This window comes from Nisaea sp. (assembly GCF_040217065.1).
GTDB lineage: Bacteria > Pseudomonadota > Alphaproteobacteria > Thalassobaculales > Thalassobaculaceae > Nisaea.
On the sequence record NZ_JAVJNX010000008.1, the window covers coordinates 108,076 to 129,558 of the forward strand.

Annotated in this window: 26 protein-coding genes; 17 read left to right on the forward strand and 9 right to left on the reverse strand. The window is 63.4% G+C overall.

The genetic code is table 11. The features are described from left to right. Window positions 1-33 precede the first annotated feature (33 nt). Complete coding sequence (locus tag RH950_RS09580) at window positions 34-936, reverse strand: LysR substrate-binding domain-containing protein (RefSeq protein ID WP_350056090.1); 903 nt, start codon at window positions 934-936, stop codon at window positions 34-36. Between the two features lie 186 nt (window positions 937-1,122). On the opposite strand from RH950_RS09580, the gene RH950_RS09585 reads away from it, so the two are divergent. Beyond that, window positions 1,123-2,250, forward strand: a complete 1,128-nt coding sequence (locus tag RH950_RS09585; RefSeq protein WP_350056092.1) for a TauD/TfdA family dioxygenase — start codon at window positions 1,123-1,125, stop codon at window positions 2,248-2,250. Between the two features lie 193 nt (window positions 2,251-2,443). Continuing rightward, complete coding sequence (queF, locus tag RH950_RS09590) at window positions 2,444-2,917, forward strand: preQ(1) synthase (protein ID WP_350056094.1); 474 nt, start codon at window positions 2,444-2,446, stop codon at window positions 2,915-2,917. A gap of 46 nt (window positions 2,918-2,963) precedes the next feature. On the opposite strand, the gene RH950_RS09595 is transcribed toward queF, so the two are convergent. The 3 genes from RH950_RS09595 to RH950_RS09605 form a co-directional block, all read right to left on the reverse strand. Continuing rightward, entirely contained in the window at window positions 2,964-3,560 is a 597-nt protein-coding gene (locus RH950_RS09595) for a mobile mystery protein B (protein ID WP_350056096.1), read from the reverse strand. Continuing rightward, on the reverse strand, window positions 3,557-4,024 hold the full coding sequence (locus RH950_RS09600; RefSeq protein WP_350056098.1) for a mobile mystery protein A: 468 nt from the start codon (window positions 4,022-4,024) through the stop codon (window positions 3,557-3,559). Before RH950_RS09600 ends, RH950_RS09595 begins: the two co-directional genes overlap by 4 nt. A gap of 239 nt (window positions 4,025-4,263) precedes the next feature. Next, window positions 4,264-5,694, reverse strand: a complete 1,431-nt coding sequence (locus RH950_RS09605; protein ID WP_350056100.1) for an amidase — start codon at window positions 5,692-5,694, stop codon at window positions 4,264-4,266. 59 nt (window positions 5,695-5,753) lie between these two features. Here RH950_RS09605 and RH950_RS09610 point away from each other — a divergent pair, with 59 nt between their 5' ends. After that, window positions 5,754-5,969 (forward strand): hypothetical protein, encoded by a 216-nt coding sequence (locus tag RH950_RS09610; protein ID WP_350056102.1) that lies wholly within the window; start codon window positions 5,754-5,756, stop codon window positions 5,967-5,969. Window positions 5,970-5,973: 4 nt separating this feature from the next. Here the strand turns inward: RH950_RS09610 and RH950_RS09615 are convergent, their stop codons facing one another. Next, entirely contained in the window at window positions 5,974-6,834 is an 861-nt protein-coding gene (locus RH950_RS09615) for a LysR family transcriptional regulator (protein ID WP_350056104.1), read from the reverse strand. A 109-nt stretch (window positions 6,835-6,943) separates the two neighbouring features. Between RH950_RS09615 and RH950_RS09620 the strand changes: the two genes are divergently transcribed. From RH950_RS09620 to RH950_RS09640, 5 genes are all read left to right on the forward strand, one after another. Then, on the forward strand, window positions 6,944-7,543 hold the full coding sequence (locus tag RH950_RS09620; RefSeq protein ID WP_350056106.1) for an amino acid synthesis family protein: 600 nt from the start codon (window positions 6,944-6,946) through the stop codon (window positions 7,541-7,543). Next, window positions 7,515-8,318 carry an alpha/beta fold hydrolase gene (locus RH950_RS09625; protein ID WP_350056108.1) on the forward strand — a complete coding sequence of 268 codons (804 nt, stop codon included), beginning with the start codon at window positions 7,515-7,517 and terminating at the stop codon, window positions 8,316-8,318. Before RH950_RS09620 ends, RH950_RS09625 begins: the two co-directional genes overlap by 29 nt. Further along, window positions 8,315-8,818, forward strand: a complete 504-nt coding sequence (locus RH950_RS09630) for a flavin reductase family protein (protein WP_350056110.1) — start codon at window positions 8,315-8,317, stop codon at window positions 8,816-8,818. Before RH950_RS09625 ends, RH950_RS09630 begins: the two co-directional genes overlap by 4 nt. Window positions 8,819-8,832: 14 nt before the next feature. Continuing rightward, on the forward strand, window positions 8,833-9,867 hold the full coding sequence (locus RH950_RS09635; RefSeq protein WP_350056112.1) for an LLM class flavin-dependent oxidoreductase: 1,035 nt from the start codon (window positions 8,833-8,835) through the stop codon (window positions 9,865-9,867). 81 nt (window positions 9,868-9,948) lie between these two features. After that, entirely contained in the window at window positions 9,949-10,281 is a 333-nt protein-coding gene (locus RH950_RS09640) for a DHCW motif cupin fold protein (RefSeq protein WP_350056114.1), read from the forward strand. A gap of 27 nt (window positions 10,282-10,308) precedes the next feature. Here RH950_RS09640 and RH950_RS09645 read toward each other — a convergent pair whose 3' ends face one another. From RH950_RS09645 to RH950_RS09660, 4 genes are all read right to left on the reverse strand, one after another. Next, on the reverse strand, window positions 10,309-10,692 hold the full coding sequence (locus RH950_RS09645; RefSeq protein WP_350056116.1) for a DUF5615 family PIN-like protein: 384 nt from the start codon (window positions 10,690-10,692) through the stop codon (window positions 10,309-10,311). Between the two features lie 19 nt (window positions 10,693-10,711). Next, on the reverse strand, window positions 10,712-11,362 hold the full coding sequence (locus tag RH950_RS09650) for a DUF433 domain-containing protein (protein WP_350056118.1): 651 nt from the start codon (window positions 11,360-11,362) through the stop codon (window positions 10,712-10,714). A gap of 212 nt (window positions 11,363-11,574) precedes the next feature. Continuing rightward, on the reverse strand, window positions 11,575-12,375 hold the full coding sequence (locus RH950_RS09655; protein ID WP_350056120.1) for an enoyl-CoA hydratase: 801 nt from the start codon (window positions 12,373-12,375) through the stop codon (window positions 11,575-11,577). A 43-nt stretch (window positions 12,376-12,418) separates the two neighbouring features. After that, window positions 12,419-13,612 carry a CaiB/BaiF CoA transferase family protein gene (locus tag RH950_RS09660; protein WP_350056122.1) on the reverse strand — a complete coding sequence of 398 codons (1,194 nt, stop codon included), beginning with the start codon at window positions 13,610-13,612 and terminating at the stop codon, window positions 12,419-12,421. Between the two features lie 410 nt (window positions 13,613-14,022). Here RH950_RS09660 and ccmA point away from each other — a divergent pair, with 410 nt between their 5' ends. The 9 genes from ccmA to ccmI all read left to right on the forward strand — a co-directional run bounded on the left by ccmA (window position 14,023) and on the right by ccmI (window position 21,452). Next, window positions 14,023-14,721, forward strand: coding sequence for a heme ABC exporter ATP-binding protein CcmA (gene ccmA / locus RH950_RS09665; RefSeq protein WP_350056124.1), 699 nt, complete (start codon window positions 14,023-14,025; stop codon window positions 14,719-14,721). Beyond that, on the forward strand, window positions 14,718-15,383 hold the full coding sequence (gene ccmB, locus RH950_RS09670) for a heme exporter protein CcmB (RefSeq protein ID WP_350056126.1): 666 nt from the start codon (window positions 14,718-14,720) through the stop codon (window positions 15,381-15,383). Before ccmA ends, ccmB begins: the two co-directional genes overlap by 4 nt. Before the next feature lie 109 nt (window positions 15,384-15,492). Then, a complete protein-coding gene (locus tag RH950_RS09675) occupies window positions 15,493-16,218 on the forward strand; it encodes a heme ABC transporter permease (protein WP_350056128.1) in 726 nt (241 codons plus the stop codon). A 132-nt stretch (window positions 16,219-16,350) separates the two neighbouring features. After that, entirely contained in the window at window positions 16,351-16,542 is a 192-nt protein-coding gene (gene ccmD, locus RH950_RS09680; RefSeq protein ID WP_350056130.1) for a heme exporter protein CcmD, read from the forward strand. Further along, window positions 16,532-16,978, forward strand: a complete 447-nt coding sequence (ccmE, locus tag RH950_RS09685) for a cytochrome c maturation protein CcmE (RefSeq protein WP_350056132.1) — start codon at window positions 16,532-16,534, stop codon at window positions 16,976-16,978. The genes ccmD and ccmE overlap by 11 nt, the downstream gene beginning before the upstream one ends. Beyond that, window positions 16,975-18,966 carry a heme lyase CcmF/NrfE family subunit gene (locus RH950_RS09690; protein WP_350056134.1) on the forward strand — a complete coding sequence of 664 codons (1,992 nt, stop codon included), beginning with the start codon at window positions 16,975-16,977 and terminating at the stop codon, window positions 18,964-18,966. Before ccmE ends, RH950_RS09690 begins: the two co-directional genes overlap by 4 nt. Window position 18,967: 1 nt before the next feature. Continuing rightward, the gene (locus RH950_RS09695; RefSeq protein ID WP_350056136.1) at window positions 18,968-19,516 is read left to right on the forward strand and encodes a DsbE family thiol:disulfide interchange protein; all 549 of its coding nucleotides are present in this window, start codon (window positions 18,968-18,970) and stop codon (window positions 19,514-19,516) included. Continuing rightward, complete coding sequence (locus RH950_RS09700; RefSeq protein ID WP_350056138.1) at window positions 19,513-19,995, forward strand: cytochrome c-type biogenesis protein; 483 nt, start codon at window positions 19,513-19,515, stop codon at window positions 19,993-19,995. Before RH950_RS09695 ends, RH950_RS09700 begins: the two co-directional genes overlap by 4 nt. Continuing rightward, entirely contained in the window at window positions 19,995-21,452 is a 1,458-nt protein-coding gene (ccmI, locus tag RH950_RS09705; protein WP_350056140.1) for a c-type cytochrome biogenesis protein CcmI, read from the forward strand. The genes RH950_RS09700 and ccmI overlap by 1 nt, the downstream gene beginning before the upstream one ends. Window positions 21,453-21,483 lie beyond the last annotated feature (31 nt).

Genomic DNA, 21,483 nt, shown 5'->3' on the forward strand with positions numbered 1-21,483 from the left:
TCTGGGGTGTTGGGGGTGAAGGCGGCGGCGCGATCAGCCGAACTCCTGTCCGAGGCCCGCCAGCCACTCCAGCAGGCTGCGGGCCGCTTCATCCTCGGCGCGGTCGAAGGCGGTGACGGCATAGAACCTGCTCGGCGGCGTCAGCGGGGCGTCGACCGCCGGGACCAGACGGCCCTCGCTGACGTGGCCGCCGGTGATGGTGCGCCAGCCGAGCGCCACACCGCGGCCGGCAAGCGCGGCCTGGGTGGCCTGGACATAGTTCGAGAAGCGGAGCTGTACCGGATGGCTGGGGCGGCCGAGGCCGAGGGCGGCGAGATAGTCCGTCCAGCCGAGCCAGCGCGGGTCCTTCACATCGACATGGATCAGCGGCGCCGCGTGCAAGCTCTCCGGCGTCAGGGCCAGGCGTTCGGCCAGTTCCGGCGCGCAGACAGGCTCGATCCGCTCTTCCAGCAACGGGGTGACGGTCCCGTCGGACCAGTTCCCGTCACCGAACCGAATGGCGATATCGACATCGCCCGCGATTGTCGGCGCGCCGCTTTCCGAGGTGATGACATTCACCTGCACGTCCGGGTGATCGCAGTAAAAGCTTTCCAGATGCGGCATCAACCAGAGGGTGGCGACGCCGACGGAGCAGGTCACGGTCACGCTGGAGCCCCGTTGCGCCAGATGGCGCCGGATCTCGTCGACGGCACCGGATATCCGGCCGAGCCCGTCTTCCGTCGCCCGCAGCAGGATTTCGCCCTCGGCCGTCAGCGAGGCCGGTCGCGTGTTCCGGTCGATCAGGCGGGCGCCGATATGATCCTCAAGCTGTCGCAGCGACTGGCTGACGGCCGGCTGCGAGACATTGAGGGCGGCGGCGGCGGCCCGCAGATTGTTCGTCCGGCAGACTGTCTCGAAGACACCGAAGAGGCGAAGCGGCGGCAGGTGGCGCGACATGAAATAAGGTCACCTTATCGAAGGATCCGATTTTTCAGGCTTCTCACAGCCTCTCTGCAGGTTCAAGTTTTTCATTGAAACCAGAGAGTTATGTGGCGTGTTCGGGTCATTAACTAGCGTGATTCCGACATCTGGCCTGGTTTTCATTCTTATGGACGCGGCCCGGTTCCGGAAAGGAGCATTGCTATGCAGGCGCGAAAAGAAAGTGGTGTCACCTTGCGGGACAGCGGGCTTGAGGTCGGGTTCCCCGACGGAACCGCGGCCTATTTCAATTTTTTCTGGCTGAGGGATAATTGCCCGACCTCGTTCGATGCCGTGACGCGGGAGCGATGCTTCGACATCTTTGCCGAGTCTGAGGCGCCGCTGCCGTCAGAGGTGTTCGTCGACGACGAGGTGCTGGATGTGCACTGGCGCTCCGGGCACAGCAGCCGTTATCCACTCGATTTCCTCGCCGGCTACCGGGAGGGAGTACCGCGCCCGGACCCGGCGGCGCTGACCCGCCGCGCCTGGTATGCGGACCATTACAGGTTGATGCCGCGCTTCTCCTTCGAGGAGCTGAAAGCAGACGCTGGGAAGCACAAGAGCTGGCTGGAAGCCTTGCTGGTGGAGGGCGTGGCGCTGGTCAGCGGCCTGCCGGATACACCCGAAGCGCTGGAGGAGACAGCGTCTCTCGCGGGTCACGTCAGGCCGAGTTTTTTCGGCAAGATGTTCGAGGTCTATACCCATATCAATCCGACCAACACGGCCTATACGGCGGCGGCACTGGAACTGCACACGGACCTGCCGTCCGAGGATTTCGCGCCCGGCGTCCAGTATCTGCATTGCCGGGCCAATTCGGTCGAGGGCGGTAACAGCATCTTTGTCGACGCGGTGGCGGTGGCGGAGGATTTCCGCCGAGCCTATCCGGAGGATTTCGCCCTGCTGGCGGAAACGGAGGTGCCGTTCTATTGCGAGCATGACGATTTCGATATGCGGGCGCGTCAGAGGGTGATCGAACTCGACCGGCAGGGCGCCGTCGAGGGTGTCACCATGAGCCAGCATATCGCGGACGTGTTTGATCTGCCGCAAGCCGTTCTCGACCGCTATTACCCCGCCTTCTACCGCTTTGGCCGCGCGCTCCGGGACCCGAAATATGTCATGCGATTCCGGCTCAATGCCGGCGAGTGCATTTGCTTCGACAATCACCGGGTGGTGCATGGCCGTGAAGCCTACACGGCGACCAGCGGCGAGCGTCACCTGCGCGGTTGCTACACGGACCGGGGCGAATTGCGCAGCAGGTACCGTGTGCTCTCGGGCGCGGGACGGTTTAAGTAAGGCTGGTCCCGTTCTCTACAAAACATCGTCATCCCGGCCAGAGAGCCGGGACCTAGGTGATCATGTGATGGATCTCGTGGCTCTGGGTCCCTGCGTGCGCAGGGATGACGGTTTCTCCTCCAGGGCGCTGGCTTCCGGTGCGTTGCAACGCTATGAACGGCCCGACCGGTAGGATTTGACACGGAGCCGTCCCATGACCTCGCATTCAGAAGAGCGTTTTTCCAGCCTTAGCCAGCTCGGCGGCGCCACCGAACTGCCGGAGAGTCCGGAGAAGGCGGTGTTGGAAAAGGTGCCGAACTCCATGGCGGACGTGAATTACCTTGTCCGCTTCACGGCGCCGGAATTCACCTCGCTCTGCCCGATGACCGGCCAGCCCGATTTCGCCCATCTGATGATCGATTACGTGCCGGACCAGTGGCTGGTGGAGAGCAAGTCGCTGAAGCTTTTCCTCGGCGCGTTCCGCAATCACGGCGCGTTTCACGAGGATTGCACAATCGGCATCGCCCGCCGGCTGATCGAGGCGCTGGAGCCGCGTTGGCTCAGGATCGGCGGCTACTGGTACCCGCGCGGCGGCATCCCGATCGACGTGTTCTTCCAGTCCGGCCCGGTGCCGGACGGCGTCTGGCTGCCGGACCAGGGCGTGCCGCCCTATCGCGGCCGGGGTTAGTGAGGACGCTTTCCTGCGGTAATGGGGAAAGCTGCTGTCGATCTGATCATGCGCTCACTGCCCCGACGAACACCAGCAGAGGGCCGATATCACCCCCATCGGCAGCCCGGAGGGCCTTGATGTATGCATCCCGGCGTTCATTGTCGGCCTGAAGGTCAAATCCGCTTGCCCATGAAATGGGAGGCTGCCCGTAGATCTCTTCGAGCAGGATATCGGCAGCGATCCGGGCATGGCGGCCATTGCCGTTCGGAAACGGATGAATTTGCACCATGCGGTGATGAAAGCGAGCGGCGGCCTCAAGCGGCGGATAGACATGATGCGCGGCCCAATAGCGGGCATCATTAAGATGCATGCGAAGCTGCACGGGAATCTGGAATGGATCGATGCCGATGTTCTTCTCGGTCAGACGATATTCGCCCGCCCATGTCCAGACGTCGCCGAAGAGCCTTTTGTGCAGCGTCCTGATAAAATTATCGTCAAGGACCGACCCGCCGCGCCGCCGGGATACCCACGCGAGACCCTGCTCGATATTCGCCTGTTCCAGTTCGTCCAGCTCCCCACGTGTCGTGACATGGGGAAACTTCAGTCCCTGTATTTCATCTGGATCAAGCGGTGTGGCGCCGTCCGGCTCGTCAAACGTCATTTGGCATCCCAGAAGCCGGGAGGCATGGTCCGCACGAGTTCGTCTGCCAGGTCTTCGATGCGATGCGTCACCTGCTCGCTTGCCAAAGATTGCTTTTCCAGAGCCATGTGGGCGCTGGCGCGCATGATGCGTGCTTCGGCCTTGCGACGTGCCTGCTTCCGGATAACATCCTCGACATGTCCGCCGTCAGGAACGATGGCATAGACAAAGCGTCCGCCCATCGCTTCGGCGAGTTTTTGCATCTGGTTGATTGTGATCGCCCCGTCGCGTTCATTCCGCTCGGCCTGATAGACCGCATTGCGGCTGACGCCCGCTCGGGAGGCTACCTGCGCCCCGGACATGCCGAAGGCTTTGCGGAGCACTGAGAGCCATCCTTCCGAGGGTTGCTTCAGGGAGGCGAGCTGCCGTGCGGTGCGATCCACGATCTGCACATACTGCTTTCTGGCCGTGTTTTTTACATTCATTGCATATTATTTCATGGGCATGGAGAGTCAAAAAGCCTATGAAAAGATATGCAAAATAAAAATATTGTCAATCTATAGATAGGCGAATTAGTCGATAATGCCTATTATTTGATGGGCAATATGAGGGCGCATGCCGTAGGAGAACCGTCAGGGTAAGATCACGTCACCGACTCATAAGGCTCTCCCACCATCGTCCACCGGCATTCCGGAGGCTCCCGGAAAGCCGGTGGACGATCTGTTTAAAGCGAGACCGGTTTCACGTTCTCCTGCATCCAGGCGGCGGTGCCGGTGAGTTCCTGGTCCCTGTGGGCCTGACCGATCAGTTGCACGCCCAGAGGCATGCCGTTCACCGCCATTAGCGGCAGGGTGACGCAGGGCACACCGAGGGCCGAGGTCGCCGCGTTGAAGGCGGGCAGGCCGGTCTGGTGGGTGATACCGGGCTCACCGACGGCGCCGGAGCCGTCGAAGGGCGGCGCGATACCGGCGGACGAAAGAGTGATGCAGCCGTCGGCGAAGGGGGCCAGGGCACGGAACCGGGCGCGCATGCGGTCTCTCTGGTCGAGCGCAGCGCGGTAGTCCGTCAGGCTCATGTCCTCGGCCAGGGCGAGGCGCTGTTTCAGGCTCTCGCTCATCAGGCTCTCGTCCTTCTCCGCCAGGTTCCGCAGCGTCCAGCGCAGCTCCCAGCAGCAGATGTCGCGGGCCAGCTTCAGGCTGTCGGCGATCGCCGCCTCGCAGGCATCGATGGTCGGACTGTCGGCCCGGGTCAGGATCTGGATGTCCTGGCGGCGGAGCTGGTCGAGTATCTGTTCGAAGGCGGCGCGGCTGGTGCCGTCGAGCATCTCCCAGCCTTCGGTCTGCAGCAGCACCAGGTGGCTCGGCTTGCGCGCCGTCGCCGGGGCTTCCGCGCCATAGAGACCGGGATAGCCCGCATCGCCGCCGGCCTTGGCGGCGATCTGGTAGGCGACGGCCCACATGTCCTGAAGAGAGCCGGCATGCACACCGACATGGCTCTGGCTCAGGCCGCCCGCGCGCTCGCCCCGATTGAGGGCGCCGAGGGTCGGCTTGAGGGCGATGTTGCCGCAGAAGCTGGCCGGCCGGATGACCGAGCCGACGACCTGGGAGCCGATGGTGGCTGGCACCATGCCGGCACCGATGGCGGCGGCGGAGCCGCTGGAGGAGCCGCCGGGCGTCCGGTTCGTGTCGAACGGGTTCCGGGTCGGGCCGGGATGGGAGAAGCCGAGTTCGGTGGTCACCGTCTTGCCGAGCACCACGGCACCGGCGAGGCGCAAGCCGTAAACCAGGGCGCTGTCTGAGTCTGTCCGGTTCCCCTTGAACAGCGGACTGCCCATCTCCGTCGGCATATCCTTCGTCATGAAGAGATCCTTGATGCCGATGGGCATGCCGTCGATGGGGGAAAGGGCGCGGCCTGCCTGGTAGCGGTCCGTCGCCGCGTCGGCGGCTGTGCGGGCGCCTTCGCGGTTGATCGTGACCCATGCTTTGACTTCGGGTTCCCGCGCCTCGATCACCTCAAGGCAGCGTTCCAGATAGGCCCGCGGGCTGTCGCTTCCGTCCTGGAAAGCAGGCACCGCGTCGTGGAAGGTAGGCAGGCTGGCGCTCGCCGGATCGTAGCTGCCGCTTGTCGCGGCTTGCTGGCGGTTGGCAACACTCATGCTTATGTTTCCCCCTGTCGTTTTTTCTCGTTGGGTAACGTGTTCAGTCTGTCGGGTTTATGGACCTCTTCACAACATTGATCGTTCTTGCCGGTGCCGTTCTGCTGTTCGCCTTTGCCTGGTGGCAGGACAAACGGGAGCGGATACCGGGTCAGGTTAGCCTGATCCCCTATACGATGATCCAGATTTTGGCCGTCGTCACCTGCCTCGTGCTGCTGGCGCATCTGGTGACGCTGTTTTCGGGGGCACCGTTCCGGGGCCGGTTCGGCGGTTAGCAGCTCAATTTGCCGCCGCCTCCCTGATCCAGTCGAACAGGGTTGCGGTGGCCGGATTCGTCTGTTTCCTCAAGGCAATGAAATAGCCGTCCGGGCTCGCCAGTTCGGCGGTGTGGAGCTGGACCAGACTGCCCCTGTCGAGGCTCGGGCGGGCAAGCAGGGAGCTCGTCAGGGCGACACCGACACCGTCCGTCGCCATCTGCACGGCGATACCGTGATGGTCGACGAACAGGCTCGGCTGGAGGGGAGTGGGGTGCCCTGACTGTGCGCACCATTGCGCCCATCCGCCAGACGTACCGACAGCCTCGATCAGCGGATGGTTCCCGAGCGCCGAGGCGTCGGAGGCAAGCGCCGGGGCCGCGACCACGATCAACCTGTCGTTCAGCAGGCGTTCGGACTCCTTGCCGACAAGCTCGGCGGAGCCGAAGCGGATCTCGATATCCCCGAAGGTGCTGTTGAATTCGTCCGACCAGACCGTGCTGAGCAGGCGCACCTTGATCGTCGGATGCGCCGCAAGAAAGCGGGATAGCACGGGCGCCAGCCGCCAATGCGCGAAGCTGATGGAGGTCGCCACCGTGACCAGTTCCTCCCGCGGCCCGAAATCAAACTGGCTGACCGCATTGTCCAGCACCGAGAGGCCGGACGTGATCTCCGGCAACAGACGCCGCCCGTCATCGGTGAGCGCAATGCCGCGCGCCTGGCGGTGAAACAGCGCGACTCCAAGTCGCCCTTCCAGTGCACGGACCTGTTGGCTGACAGCGGATTGCGTCAGGCCGAGTTCGCGGGCCGCCGCCGTGAAACTGAGATGGCGGGCGGCCGACTGGAAGACCCGGAACCAGTTCAGCGGCGGGGTGAAACGAGCCATGAAAAACCAAGCCATAAGTTTGACTAATGATGTTGGCTCATAATTGGTTGTTTGTTGCTGGTCTGTCCATACGGGAGAGTTGTCGCGGCACATTTTGAAGGGCGGCGGCATGTCACTTGAGATTCGGAAATTCGTTCAGTTCGATGAGGAAACCCTGATCGAGGGCTTCAGGAAGGCGGAGCCGCCGCTCCGGATGTTCGCCGTCGCGGCCGTGGTGAAGAACCCGTGGGCCGGACGGTTTGTCGAGGATCTGACGACAGAAATCCGCAGCTACGGGCCGGAGCTGGGCGCGCTGCTGACACAGCGTATCCTCGCTCTTGCCGGTGGCGGCGACGCGATCGAGGCTTATGGCAAGGCGGCCCTCGTCGGGCTCAATGGCGAGATCGAACATGCCTCGGGGCTGATCCACACCCTGCGCTTCGGCAACCATTATCGCACGGCCGTCGGCGCCTCCTCCTATCTCGCCTTCACCAACACGCGCGGTCCTGCCAACGCACAGATCTCGATCCCGCTGATGGACAAGAACGATGCGGGCCGCCGCTCGCATTATCTGACGGTGCAGTTCGCCATCCCCGATGCGCCGGGGCCGGACGAGATTGTCGTCGCCCTTGGAGGATCGACGGGCGGCCGTCCGCATCACCGGATCGGCGACCGCTATCAGGATCTGGAGGAGCTCGGCCATGACCTGGACAATCCCGCAGCGATCTGACGGGCCGTCCGGTCTGGCACTCTCCCGTGCCGGGTCGGGCCCGACAATCGTGCTGATCCATGGCGTCGGGCTGCGGTCCGAAAGCTGGGCCCGGCAGATACCGGCTCTGGCGGAACGCTTTACGGTGATCGCGGTGGATCTGCCGGGGCACGGCGACAGCGCCCCCTTCGATGCCCAGCCGAGCCTTGCCGATTATGCGGGGCGGATCGCGAAAGTGATCGACATGCAGACCGGCCCGGCCGTTATCGCCGGCCACTCCCTCGGCGCGTTGATCGCGCTGGAAATCGCCACCCGCCAACCGGATCTCTGCGCCGGCGTGGCGGCCCTGAACGCGATTTTCCGGCGCAGCAAACAGGCCGCCGACGCCGTCCGGGCGCGGGCAGACAGCCTGCCTTTGGATGAAATCGCCGATCCGGAACCGACCCTGGAGCGCTGGTTTTCCATCGACCGGAACCCAGATGCGAAGCAAGCCTGCCGGGAGTGGCTGCTCGGCGCCGATCCGGCTGGCTACAAGGCGGCTTATACCGTGTTCGCGCACTCGGATGGCCCGGCGGACGAGACGCTGCGTGCACTCCCGTGTCCGGCGTTGTTCATGACCGGCTCGGAAGAGCCGAACTCGACGCCGGCCATGTCCGAGGCGATGGCGGCGCTGGTGAAGGACGGCCAGTGCGCGGTGATCGATGGGGCGGCCCACATGATGCCGATGACGCATCCCGACAGCGTCAATGCGGCGCTGCTCGATTTCGCAGGCCGCTGCCATGGCGGTGCAGCATGAGGCCGTTCGACCCAAAAGCCCTGCGCCAGGCTTTCAGCGTTTTCCCGACCGGCGTCACCATCGTCACCGCGCGCACGGCGGACGGAACACCGGTCGGCTTCACCGCGAATTCCTTCACCTCGGTCTCGCTCGACCCGCCGCTGCTGCTGGTCTGCCCGGGCCGCTATCTCTCCAGCTTCTCCGTGTTCGAAAACTGCGAGCGTTTCGCCGTCAATGTGCTGGCGGATGGACAGGAAGCACTGTCCGACAGGTTTGCCCGGTTTGGCGGTGACCGGTTCGCGCAGATCGGCTGGTGGGACGAGGCGGGCATGCCGCCTGTGCTCGACGGCGTGGCGGCGCATTTCCTGTGCGCCACGCACCGGGTCATCCCGGCAGGCGATCACATAGTCCTGATGGGCGCGGTCGAAGCTTTCGAACGGTCCGACAGGCGTGGGCTCGGATTTGCCGAGCAGACTTATTTCAGCCTCGGCGATGCCGGGCGCGCACGTCACTACGGTTAGGGAGACTGGCTGCAATGGACTTTTCTCTTTTCGCGCATATGGAGCGCGTCACCTCCGGCCAGTCTCACCCGGAGCTGCACGAGGAATTCGTCAGCCTGTGCGAAATGGCGGATCAGGGCGGCATGCGCGCCATCTGGACCGGCGAGCATCACGGCATGGAATTCACCATCACGCCGAACCCGTTCCTGCAACTGGTGGACCTGGCGCACCGGACGAAGAACGTCCGGCTCGGCACCGGCACCGTGGTGGCGCCCTTCTGGCACCCGATCAAACTGGCGGGGGAGGCGGCGGCGACGGATCTCCTGACCGGTGGGCGGCTGGAGCTCGGTATTGCCCGGGGTGCCTATGCCTTCGAGTACGAACGGCTCTCACCGGGGCTGGATGCCTGGCAGGCCGGGCAGAGGATGCGGGAGATCGCGCCGCTTCTGCCGAAACTCTGGGCCGGCGATTGTGCGCATGAGGGCGAGTTTTTCCAGTTTCCCGCCACCTCAAGTGTGCCCAAGCCGACCCAGCCGGACGGCCCGCCGGTCTGGATCGCCGCCCGCGACCCGAACAGCCATGAATTCGGCGTCTCGAACGGTTTCAACATCCAGGTGACGCCGCTCTGGCAGGGCTGGGAGGAAATCGAGATGCTGATGGGGCGCTTCAATGCCGCCTGCGAAAAACACACCGGCCCGCGCCCGAAGATCATGCTGCTGCACCATACCTATGTGGCGGCGGACGCGGACGATCTCGCCGTCGCGGTGGATGAGCTGCACCGCTTCTATTGCTATTTCGGCGCCTGGTTCAAGAACGAGCGGCCGATCCGTCAGGGCCAGATCGCGGCGCTGACGGAGGAGGAGATCGCGGCCAACAGGATGGTCACGCCCGATGCCCTGCGGCGGGATCTGACCATCGGTACCGCGCAGGAAATCATCGACCGGCTGAAACGGATCGAGGATCTCGGCTATGACGAGTTCTCGTTCTGGATCGACAGCGGCATGAGCACGGAACGGAAGAAAGCATCGCTGGCCCGTTTCATCGACGAGGTGATGCCGGCCTTTTCGTGAGGAGCCCCGCGCCGGTGATTGTCAGGTGCCCTGCACCTGCATAAGCTTCCGGCTCGTCCTCCCGTCACCCGAAAGCCTCCCATGAAAATCCCCGCATTGCCGTTCACCGTCACCGACTGGTCCGAGGTCGCCGAAACCAGACATCCCGGCGAGACCGGGGAGGCCATCTGGCGGACCATGGAAATCGGCGATATCCGCATCCGGCAGGTCGAATACTCACCAGGCTACGTCGCCGACCATTGGTGCGACCGGGGGCATATTCTCTATGTGCTGGAAGGCGAGCTGGTCTCCGAACTGAAGGACGGCCGCAAGACCATTATGACAGCGGGCATGTCCTATCAGGTCTCCGACTTCGGCGACGCAGCCCACCGGTCCTCGACGGCGACCGGCGCGAAGCTGTTCATCGTGGATTAGGTTTGGGCTGTTTTCTGTAAACTCAGCCTATCGGTGGGTCGTGAGATAAGATTTCCCAATCCAAAGAAGCATACGATTGCGAGGCGAGTTTTGTGCGGTTTCATACTCGGTCTCAATGAATGACAGCACTGCGTTTATTCTAATCGCTGCGTTGTGCTCTTCGCATCTGAGCCAGATACGGCTAAGGCTTTTAAAACGACGACGCTGCCCCAATGGGATGCGCGGGGCAATCCGTTCAAAGTCCCCATCAAAGCTGATAAGGATCGAGTTTCGCTGTTCGGCGATAGTCGCTACTGTCGTGTCGATTGCGCCAGGAAAAGCGAAATCACGGATGAATTCCGCTGTATAGCCTCTTTTAAGCAGGAGTTCTGCAACGGCGCGGGGAACATTTTCATCGAGCATGAAGCGCATAATTTATGTCTATGACAATTTATGCGCTTTTTGCGAGTCCTTCTTCATAGGAAATCGCTGCAGCGACATCTTCTTCAGTAAGAGTCGGGTATTCGTGACAGATTTGGCTGATTGTGTAACCGGCTTCGTGAAATCTTCGTATTGATGCTGTTGGTATTCGTGTGCCTGAAATTACGGACGCATTTCTAGCAACATACTTATGTTTCTCGACTTTCCCGCTTTGTGATTTGGACCTTTGATTCATTTCAATAATGCGGTTTTCAACGTCGTGTATAACGTCGATAACAGGGAGCATTGCAAGTTGCCCGTCCCATATTCCTTCAACTTTATCTGACGTGGGCTCTCTAAAATGGACCTGTTTATTGAGCACATAAAGGCGGACGTCGGTCCAATGGTCGAACCCCCTATGTATTAGCTCGCCGGCAACCTTACGAAGCTGCTGCAGAGATACCTTGTAATTTTTCATTAGTACCGAGATGGTCCTCAGCCCAACTACGTCTTGAAACGAGTAAACTCGGCTATGTGGAACATGCCGGTCTTCATATGCGAATTGCGGCTCGAAAAACCCACGCCGGTCCCACGCCCGAAGTTGCCCGAGTGAAAGCCCAGTGAGACGGATGACATCCTCTTCACTGAAAGCGACAATGTTTGTGCTGTTATTCGATGTCATGGGAACCAAGACCTCAATAGGTCGATTTCAGTACCAATGAGCGGTATCGTGCCACCACTTTAAGTACCTCACCACCCATTTAAATGGCATTTAATTTTGGGTTTGTAACTGTCTGATGCGTGGAAAATTATTTCGCGTTTAGATTTCCCTTATCTTGCAGGGGCTAAGTTTATGTTCGAAAATTGTATTCCATTTTGTAACTGAGCGGTTTCCTACCGCCCCCGGAACACCGGCTTCCGCTTCTCCATGAAGGCCGTCCTTCCCTCCACATAATCCTCGCTCTCCATGCATCTCAGCACCAGCGCCTCGCAGGAGGCGGCGTCCTGTCCGTCTTCCGGTTTCTCCAGCTCGATCAGCGCGCGTTTTGCCGTCTGGATGGCCAGCGGGGCGTTTTCGGAGATGCGGGAGAGCAGGTCTTCGACATGTTTGTCGAGCTCCGTTTCGGGCAGCACCCGGTTGACGAGCCCCATCATCACCGCTTCCTGTGCCGAGAACCGGCGGGCGGTGTAGAAGATCTCGGCGGCGAAGGCGGGGCCGACGAGTGTGCGCAGGCGGCGGATGCCGTCCATGGCGTAGCCGATGCCGAGCTTGGCGGCGGGCACCGAGAAGCTGGATTTCTCCGAGCAGACCCGGATGTCGCATTCGATGGCGATGGCGAGACCGCCGCCGATGCAGAAGCCGTCGATCCGGGCGATGGTCGGTTTCTCCAGATCCCGCATCACCTGCTGGAAGCGGGCGACGGCGCGGTCATAGGTCTCGACCGCGTCCCGGCTGGCCCGCTCGTCCCCGAACTTGGAAATATCCGCCCCGGCGACGAAGGCCTCGCTGCCCGCCCCGGTCAGCAGGATGGCCCGGACATTGTCGTCCCGCCCGAAGGCCTCCAGCAGTTCCGCCCCATGGGTCCACATCTCAAGGGACATGGCATTGTGGCGGGCCGGGTTGTTGAAGATCAGGCGGGCGATGCCGTCCTTGAACTCGGTCAGGATCGGCTGCGGCGCGGCGCTGGCGGGCATGGGGCGGGTCCGTTTCGTATCGGCTGTCGGGGCGGGGTGCGGGTCAGATCACCTGTTTGTCGCGCAGGGCCTGGATGTCCTCGGTGCTCATGCCGAGACCGCCGAGGATCTCGTCCGTATGCTCGCCATAGGCGGGCGGGGCGGCGGCGAAGGTGCTGGGCGTGCGCGAGAGCGTTATCGGCTGGGCCACCAGATCGATATCGCCATGCTCTTCGGAATGTACGGTTTTCTGCATCCCGAGATGCTTGACCTGCGGATCGGCGAAGGTCTGGTCGATATTGTAGATCGGGCCGGCGGGCACGCCTTCCTTGTTGAAAAGATCGACCCAGTGCTTCGTGCTTTCGGTGGCGAGCAGGTCCTGGATCAGGGCGTTCAGCGTGTCCCGGTTCTTCGAGCGGGACGGCGCGGTTTTATAATCCGGGTTGTCCGGCAGGTCCTCGCGGCCGATGACAGCGCAGAACCGGGTCCAGATCTTCTCCCCGGCAACCGCGATGTTCATATAGCCGTCGCTGGTCTGGAATACGCCGGTCGGGATGCTGGTCGGGTGATTGTTGCCGGCCTGCTTGGCGACCTCGCCGCTCATGGTCCAGCGCGAGGCCTGGAAGTCGAGCATGAAGATCTGCGCCTGCAGCAGGGAGGTATGCACCCACTGGCCCTTGCCGGAGGCTTCCCTTTCCAGCAGGGCAACCATGATGCCCTGGGAGGCGAAGATGCCGGCGGTCAGGTCCGCCACCGGAATGCCGACCCGCATCGGGCCCTCGCCGGGGGCGCCGGTTATCGACATCAAGCCGCCCATGCCCTGGGCGATCTGGTCGAAGCCGGGGCGCTTGGCGTAGGGGCCGTCCTGGCCGAAGCCGGAGATCGAGGCATAGACCAGTCCGGGATTGTCCTTCGCCAGGGTTTCGTAATCGATGCCGAGGCGCTGTTTCACGTCGGGGCGGAAATTCTCGACAATGACGTCCGCCGTCTTTGCCATCCGCTTGAACAGCGCGAGGCCTTCCGGGTCCTTCAGGTTCAGTGTCATCGCCCGCTTGTTGCGGTGCAGGTTCTGGAAGTCCGATCCGCTGCGGGCGCCGCCGAGCTGGTTGCCTGCTTCCATCGCCTCAGGCAGTTCGATCTTGATCACGTTCGCGCCCCAGTCGGCGAGCTGGCGGATGCAGGTCGGCCCGGAGCGGACCCGCGTCAGGTCGAGCACGGTGAAACGGGATAGGGCGGCGGAGGCATGGATGGCGGACATTGGTCACTCCCCAAGAGCTGGATTCTTATTCTTTGTTACCGGTTGATACGAATTCGGCCACCGTCAGTGCCTCGTACCGGAAAGAGCAGATGGAAAAAATACACTTCGTGACCTCGAAATCACCATAAAGCTTCCTATATTTTTCATATACCGGCAGTCCCCGGTAAAATGGCTTGGCGGAGCTTTCGCCAAGAACTGGTCCCCTTCTCCGGTTCCCTGTTAAGGGCCGGGACCTTGAAAAGCGGCGCCGCGTTCCCCCTCCCCCCCAGAGAACGGCGCCGCTTTCTTTATGTAAATCCCGGTCGCGCTCGCGAAAAACATCCCGCGACAGCCTTGCGGCAGCTTACCGCGTTGAGGCCGGCGGCGACCTCGCCTATGGTGGCTCCGTGCGGCACGAGGGCATTGCTTTCATGGAATATTTCGGTGATCACCGGTTCGAGGGCAAGGGCCTCGGCTGCCAGAGGGGCGGCCGTCTGGTGTTTGACCGGCTGGATTTCGCTCTTGTCTCCGGTGGGGTGCTGATCCTGAAGGGCCCGAACGGCAGCGGCAAATCCAGCCTGCTGCGCACCATGGCGACCCTGGTCCGTCCGGCCCGCGGCGATCTTCTCTGGGACGGCGCGCCGGTCACGGACGACCCGCAAGCCCATGCCGGGAGCCTGCATTATGTCGGCCATGCGGATGCGGCCAAACCGGCGATGACAGCCGAGGAACTCCTGACATTCTGGTCCGGCATGCGCGGCGCCGACGGCATCTCCGTGATGGCGGCGCTGGAGCATTTCGGCATCGGTCATCGCGCCGATTTCCCGGCCCGATATCTTTCTTCCGGCCAGAAGCGCCGGCTGGCGCTGGCCCGGCTGCTGGTCAGCGAGGCGCCGCTCTGGATTCTCGATGAGCCGACCGTGGGGCTGGACGATGACGGGGTTGCCGCACTGGAAGCGGCGATCGCGGCGCACCGGCAGCGCGGCGGCATGATCGTGGCGGCCACCCATATTCGTTTCGAGGCAGGGGACGGCGTGTCCGAGCTCGATCTCCGTGCGTTCGAGCCGTCCGCGGCCGATCTCGACGCTGCCTATGGCGCTCTCGGCGCGGCTTTCGAGGATGCGTCATGAAGGCGTTTCTGACCCTCGTCCGGCGCGATCTTTCGCTGGCCCTGCGCCAGGGCAGCGATGCGGCCATGGCGCTGATGTTCTTCGTCATCGTGGTCACCCTGTTCCCGCTCGCCGTCGGCCCGGAGCCGGGTGTGCTGGAGCGGATTTCCTCCGGCATCGTCTGGGTTGCCGCGCTGCTGGCGGCGATGCTCTCCCTCGACCGGATGTTCCAGGCCGATTACGACGACGGTTCGCTGGAGCTGATGCTGCTGACACCGGTGCCGCTGGAGCTGCTGGTGCTGGCGAAATGCCTGGCGCACTGGCTCACGACGGGATTGCCGATGCTGCTGATCGCGCCGCTGCTCGGGGTCTTCATGAACATGCAATCCGAGGCGTTTCCGGTGCTGCTGGCCAGCATGGCGCTTGGCACGCCGGTCCTCAGCCTGCTCGGCGGGGTCGGGGCGGCGCTGGTGCTGGGTGCCCGCCGGGCCGGAACCCTGGTCGCCCTGCTGGTGCTGCCTCTGGCCATTCCGTTGCTGATCTTCGGGGTTTCCGCGGTGGAGGCGGCCGTCACCGGGCAGTCGGCCAAGGCACAGCTTCTGATCCTCGGGGCCATGCTGGTGGCCTGCCTGCCGCTGGCGCCCTGGGCGACGGCGGCGGCCCTGCGACAGGCGGCCGGTTGATGTTTTCCGCCGGTTGGTGTTCAAACAGATCTGCGGACGGAAAGAGACGGGGGCGGACCCCGCACCCGGACCGATCCATGCCGGTACGGCATTCGGAGGATATGCGCGGATGAACTGGTTCCACTGGCTTGCCAACCCGGCGCGCTTCATGCGCCTTGCCGCCCGGCTGCAGCCCTGGATCATGGTGCTCGGGGTGCTGACCGGCGCCGCCGGGCTCTATTTCGCCCTGTTCGCCTCGCCGGCGGATTACCAGCAGGGCGAGACCGTGCGGATCATGTATGTGCATGTGCCGTCGGCCTGGATGGCCATGTTCGTCTATGTGGTGATGGCTGCTGCGGCGGGCAGTTTCCTGATCTGGAAGCATCCGCTGGCCGATGTCGCGGCCCAGGCCGCGGCACCGATCGGTGCCGGCTTCACCTTGATGGCGCTGATCACGGGCTCCCTCTGGGGGCAGCCCATGTGGGGCACCTGGTGGGTCTGGGACGCGCGGCTGACCTCGGTGCTCATCCTGTTCTTTCTCTATCTCGGCTATATCGCCCTTGTGAACGCCTTTGACGATCCGGAGCGCGGCTCCAGGGCGGGGGCCGTGCTGCTATTGGTCGGGGTGGTGAATATCCCGATCATAAAATTCTCGGTCGACTGGTGGAACACCCTGCACCAGCCGGCCAGCGTGGCCCGGATGGATGGCCCGTCCGTCGACCCGTCCATGCTGCTGCCGCTGTTGCTGATGGCGGGCGCTTTCAAGCTGTATTTCCTGTATCTACTGATCGTGCGCATGCGCGGCGCACTGACGGCCCGTCGCATTCGACTGCTGCGTCTGTCCGACATTTCATGACGCGGATGCGAGGCTGGCCAGCTTGTGATCAGCCCGCGACGCCACGTCGCTTTGACGGGCCTCGGAAATAATCTAAATTCCCGGTGTCGAAGAACGGTTTGCCGGAGCAGGGCCATTCAGGAATTTCTCGAAATGGGCGGATATGCGGCCTTCATCTGGTCGTCATACGGTGTCGTCGCTCTGGTGCTCGCCGTGATGCTGGTTGCTTCCATCACAGGCATGCGGGCGCGCGAACGCGAGTTGACCGCTCTGGAAGAGCGGGTAGGGCCGCGGCGGCAGCGCCGTCAGCAGGCCGATCTGGAGGATGCGCGACATGACGCCTAAGAGACGCCGCCTTTCCATTGTCCTGATCGGCCTTGTCATGCTCGGCACGGCGGCGGCGCTTGTGCTGACCGCGTTCGAGGAAAATCTCGTCTTCTTCTTCAGTCCGACGGATCTTGCGGAAAAGGATGTCGGCGCGGACCGGCGTATCCGGATCGGCGGTATGGTCGAGGATGGCAGCTGGAAGAAGTATGAGGAGGGGCTGCGCTCCGAATTTATCGTCACCGATTTCCAGAACGCGGTGAAAGTCGTCTATCGCGGCTCGCTGCCGGACCTGTTCCGTGAGGGGCAGGGCGTGGTGGCGGAAGGCAAGTTCAGCGGCGGCGTCTTCACGGCCAGCGAAGTATTGGCCAAGCACGATGAGAATTACATGCCGCGCGAGGTCGCCGATGCCTTGAAGAAGTCCGGCCGCTGGAAAGAAGGGGAGACGGCGCAATGATCGCCGAGATCGGGCACTACGCCCTTGTCCTTGCCTTCTTTGTTGCCGTCGCGCAGGTCGTCGTGCCGATGTATGGCGCAGCCAAGCGCGATGTTGCGCTGATGGGCTTCGCCGCCCCCGCCGCTTCCGCCCAGTTCCTGTGCATTGCGATCGCCTTCGGCGCACTGATGCACGCCTACATCACCTCGGACTTCTCGGTCGCCAATGTGGCGGCGAATTCCCACAGCCTGAAGCCGCTGCTCTACAAGATCTCCGGCGTCTGGGGGAACCACGAAGGCTCGATGGTCTTCTGGGTGCTGATCCTGGCCCTGTTCGGCTTCGCCGTGGCCGCTTTCGGTCGGCAACTGCCGGACACGCTGAAAGCGCGGGTGATTTCCATCCAGGGCCTGATCGGCCTCGCCTTTCTCGGCTTCATCCTGCTGACATCGAACCCGTTCGAGCGGCTCGACCCGGCGCCGCTTGACGGCCGTGACCTGAACCCGCTGCTGCAGGATCCGGGCCTCGCCTTCCATCCGCCGATGCTCTATATCGGCTATGTCGGCTTCTCGCTGGCCTTTTCCTTCGCCATGGCGGCACTGATCGAGGGCCGGGTCGATCCGGCCTGGGCCCGCTGGGTGCGGCCCTGGACCCTCGCCGCCTGGACCTTCCTGACCGCCGGCATCACGCTCGGCAGCTGGTGGGCCTATTACGAGCTTGGCTGGGGCGGCTGGTGGTTCTGGGATCCGGTCGAGAATGCCAGTTTCATGCCCTGGCTCGCTGGAACCGCGTTGCTGCATTCCGCTATCGTGGTGGAAAAGCGGGATGCGCTGAAGGCCTGGACCATCCTGCTTGCCATCATCACTTTCTCGCTCAGCCTGATGGGCACGTTCCTGGTGCGTTCCGGCATCCTGACATCGGTGCATGCCTTTGCCGTCGATCCCGAGCGCGGGCTGTTCATCCTCGGTATCCTGATCGTCGCGGTCGGTGGTTCGCTCACGCTCTTTGCCATCCGTGCGCCGGCGCTGAAGGCCGGCGGCCTGTTCGCCCCGGTCAGCCGGGAAGGCGGGCTGGTGCTCAACAACCTGTTTCTCAGCGTGGCGACGGCAACGGTTTTCATCGGCACGCTCTATCCGCTGTTCCTCGACGCCATGACGGGAGACAAGGTCTCTGTCGGTGCGCCCTTCTTCAATGCGACCTTCGTGCCGGTGATGATCCCGCTGCTTGTGCTTCTGGCGATCGGGCCATTGTTGCCCTGGAAGCGCGGGAACCTGCGCGTGGCGATCGAAAAGCTCTGGGTCAGTGCGCTCTTCACCATCGTGGTTGCGGGCGGCATCCTCGTGCTGGTGGAGGGCGCCCCGCTGGCGCCGGTGCTTGGTTTCGGCTTCGCCGCCTGGGTGGCCGGCGGCGTCGTGACCGAGCTGGCCGAGCGGATCCGCCTGTTCCGGATACCGCTCGGTGACAGTCTGAGACGTCTCGTCTCGCTTCCGGGTGCGGCCTATGGCATGAGTCTCGCTCATATCGGCATGGCGGTATTCATCTGCGGTGCGACGGGCGAGACCAACTGGACACGGGAGCTCGTCGCCACGGCGAAGGCGGGGGATACCCTGACCATCGGCCAGTACGAGCTGGTGCTGGAAAAGGTCGAGCGCAGCCAGGGACCGAACTATTTCCGGGACATGGCCACACTCAATGTCACGAAGGACGGTGTGCCTTTCGCAACCCTGCAGCCCGAACGCCGGCTCTACCCGGTACAGCAGATGCCAACCACCGAAGCGGCGATTCGCTCCGGCATCGAAGGCGACCTCTATGTCGCCATCGGTGAAGGCAGTACCGAGGGCGGCTACATCGTTCGGGTCTGGGTCAAGCCGCTGGTACCGTGGATCTGGGCCGGGGCCATGCTGATGGTCCTTGGCGGACTGTTCTCCCTGTCGGACCGGCGGTTGCGGATCGGGGCGCCGAAACGCTCGAAGCGGCGCGCGGCGGCGCCGGCGGCGGAGGCGGGAGACTGAGATGCTGAAACGGCTGCTCTTCCTTCTGCCGCTGCTGGTTTTCGCGGTGATTGCCGGCTATTTCACCGTGCCGATCCTGACCAAGAAAGACCCGCATGTGCTGCCATCGGCGATGATAGACAAGCCCGTGCCGCCGCATGATCTGGGGCCGCTGCTCCAGGACAAGCCCGGGGTTGGACCGGAGGCTCTCAGGGGTGAGGTGACGCTGGTCAATTTCTTCGCCTCCTGGTGCGGTCCCTGCCGGGTGGAACACCCGATCCTGATGCGGCTTGCCGCCGAGACCGACCTGCCGCTGGTCGGCATCAATTACAAGGACAAGCCGGATGCCGCCATCGTCTGGCTGCGCGAGCTGGGTGATCCGTTCGGCCGGATCGGTGTCGACGGGGACGGCCGTGCCGCCATCGACTGGGGCGTTTACGGCGTTCCGGAGACTTATGTCGTCGATGCGGGCGGGCATATCCGCTATCGGCATGTCGGCCCGCTGACATCCCCGGCCCTGCAGGAGACGATCCTGCCGATGGTCCAGCAGTTGCGGGCGGCCAAAGGATGATCCGCCCCGCACTCCTGGCACTGCTGATCGCCGTCCTGACCCTGCCCGCCTTTGCGGTGGAGCCGGGCGAAATGCTGAAGGATCCCGCGCTTGAGGCTCGGGCGCGCGAACTCAGCAAGGAAATCCGCTGCCTTGTCTGCCAGAACCAGTCTATCGACGACAGCAATGCGGGGCTGGCCAAGGATCTCCGGGTGATCCTGCGGGAACGGCTGGTTGCCGGCGACAGCGATGCCGAAATCAAGAGCTTCCTGGTCGACCGCTACGGCGATTTCGTGCTGCTCAAGCCACCGGTGAAGGCATCGACGCTGGTCCTTTGGTACGGACCCTTGGCCATTGGGATCTTCGGTGCCATCGGTGTCGCCGTGTTCCTTCTGCGGCGACGAGATGGCGGTGGCGTGGACGTGGCGCCGGTGCCTTTGAGCGATGCCGAGCGCAAGCGGATCGACGCCTTATTGTCTGAGCAGGATGGGAATGCCTGATGATCTTCTGGGTTTTTGCCGGAGTGCTGACATTCGGCACCATCTTGCTGTTGCTCTGGCCGGTCCTGTCCGCCGGAACACTTGACGATGATGCGGAAGAAGCCGGCAAGGAAGCGCTGGCGGTCTATCGCGACCAGCTGCTGGAATTGGAGCGCGACCTTGATGCGGGTCGCCTCGCGACCGAGGATTTCGAGGCTGCGAAACTCGAGATCGAGCGCCGGATGCTGGCTGCGGCGGCGGAGCATGACGGCGGCAACACCGAGTCTCCGCAGGCGATCCGCAAGCGCCGGCTCGCGGCAGTGGTGCTGGTGATCTTCGCGGTCCCCGCGGGCGCTCTTCTGACCTATGTTTCCGTCGGCAGCCCCGGCATGCCGGATCTGCCGCTGGCTTCGCGTAGTGATGGAGCAGGAACCCGGGCCCTTGCCGGCAATCCCGGCAGCGAGGGGGGTGGGGGCACCCCGGAAGAGGTGCAGCCGGGCGTTTCGGACATGGTTTCGGAGCTGGAAGCCAAGCTGGCGGCTAATCCGGACGATGCGGACGGCTGGTCGCTGCTGGGTCGCTCCTACATGGTGACGGAGCGTTATCGCGAGGCGGTTGCTGCCTACGACAAGGCGATTGCCATGGTGCCGGATAACCTGGAGCTCCTGGCCGCGCGGGGAGAGGCGCTGGTGCTCGCGGCGGATGGCATGGTGTCGCCCACGGCCGTCGAGGACTTCCGTGCCGTCAATCGGCAGCAGCCGCTGGAACCGCGTGCCCGGTATTATCTCGGCCTGGCGCGCAGTCAGGCCGCGGACCCGGCCGGCGCTCTGGAATGGTGGATTGCACTGGAGGCGGATACACCGCCGGATGCTCCGTGGGAAGCATTGGTGAGACAGCGGATCGACGAGCTTGGCGCCGAGGCCGGTATCGACGTGGCCAGCCTCCGTGCGGCCGAGCAGGCGACCCGTTCCGAACGCCCGGTGGAACCCGGGCCGAGTGCCGATGACGTGGCCGCAGCGCAGCAGATGAGCACCGAGGATCGTGCGGCCATGATCCAGTCGATGGTCGATCGTCTGGCCAGCCGGATGGAGGAAGAGCCCGATGATCTCGACGGCTGGATCCGGCTCGCCCGCGCCTATGGCGTGCTCGGCAAGACCGAGGCGGCGAAGAACGCGCAGGCCAATGCGGCCCGGCTGGCGCCGGATGACCTGAACATCCAGCTCGCCTATGCCCGGGCGCTGTTCCCGCCCGGCACGCCGGAGACGGGAATGACCGAAGAGTTCGTCGCATTGGTCGGCCATATCCGCGACCTGGCACCGAAAAATCCCGACGGCCTTTTCTATGGCGGCCTTGTCGCCTTCCGGAATGGTGATGCTGCGACAGCGAAAGCGCTCTGGAGCGAGCTGCTGGCGCTTATGGGACCGGATGCGCCGGCACGCGGCATGCTCGAAGCCCGGATCAAGGCGCTCGGCGGATAGGTGCCGCCCGCATTGTTCCGTGCGATTTTCA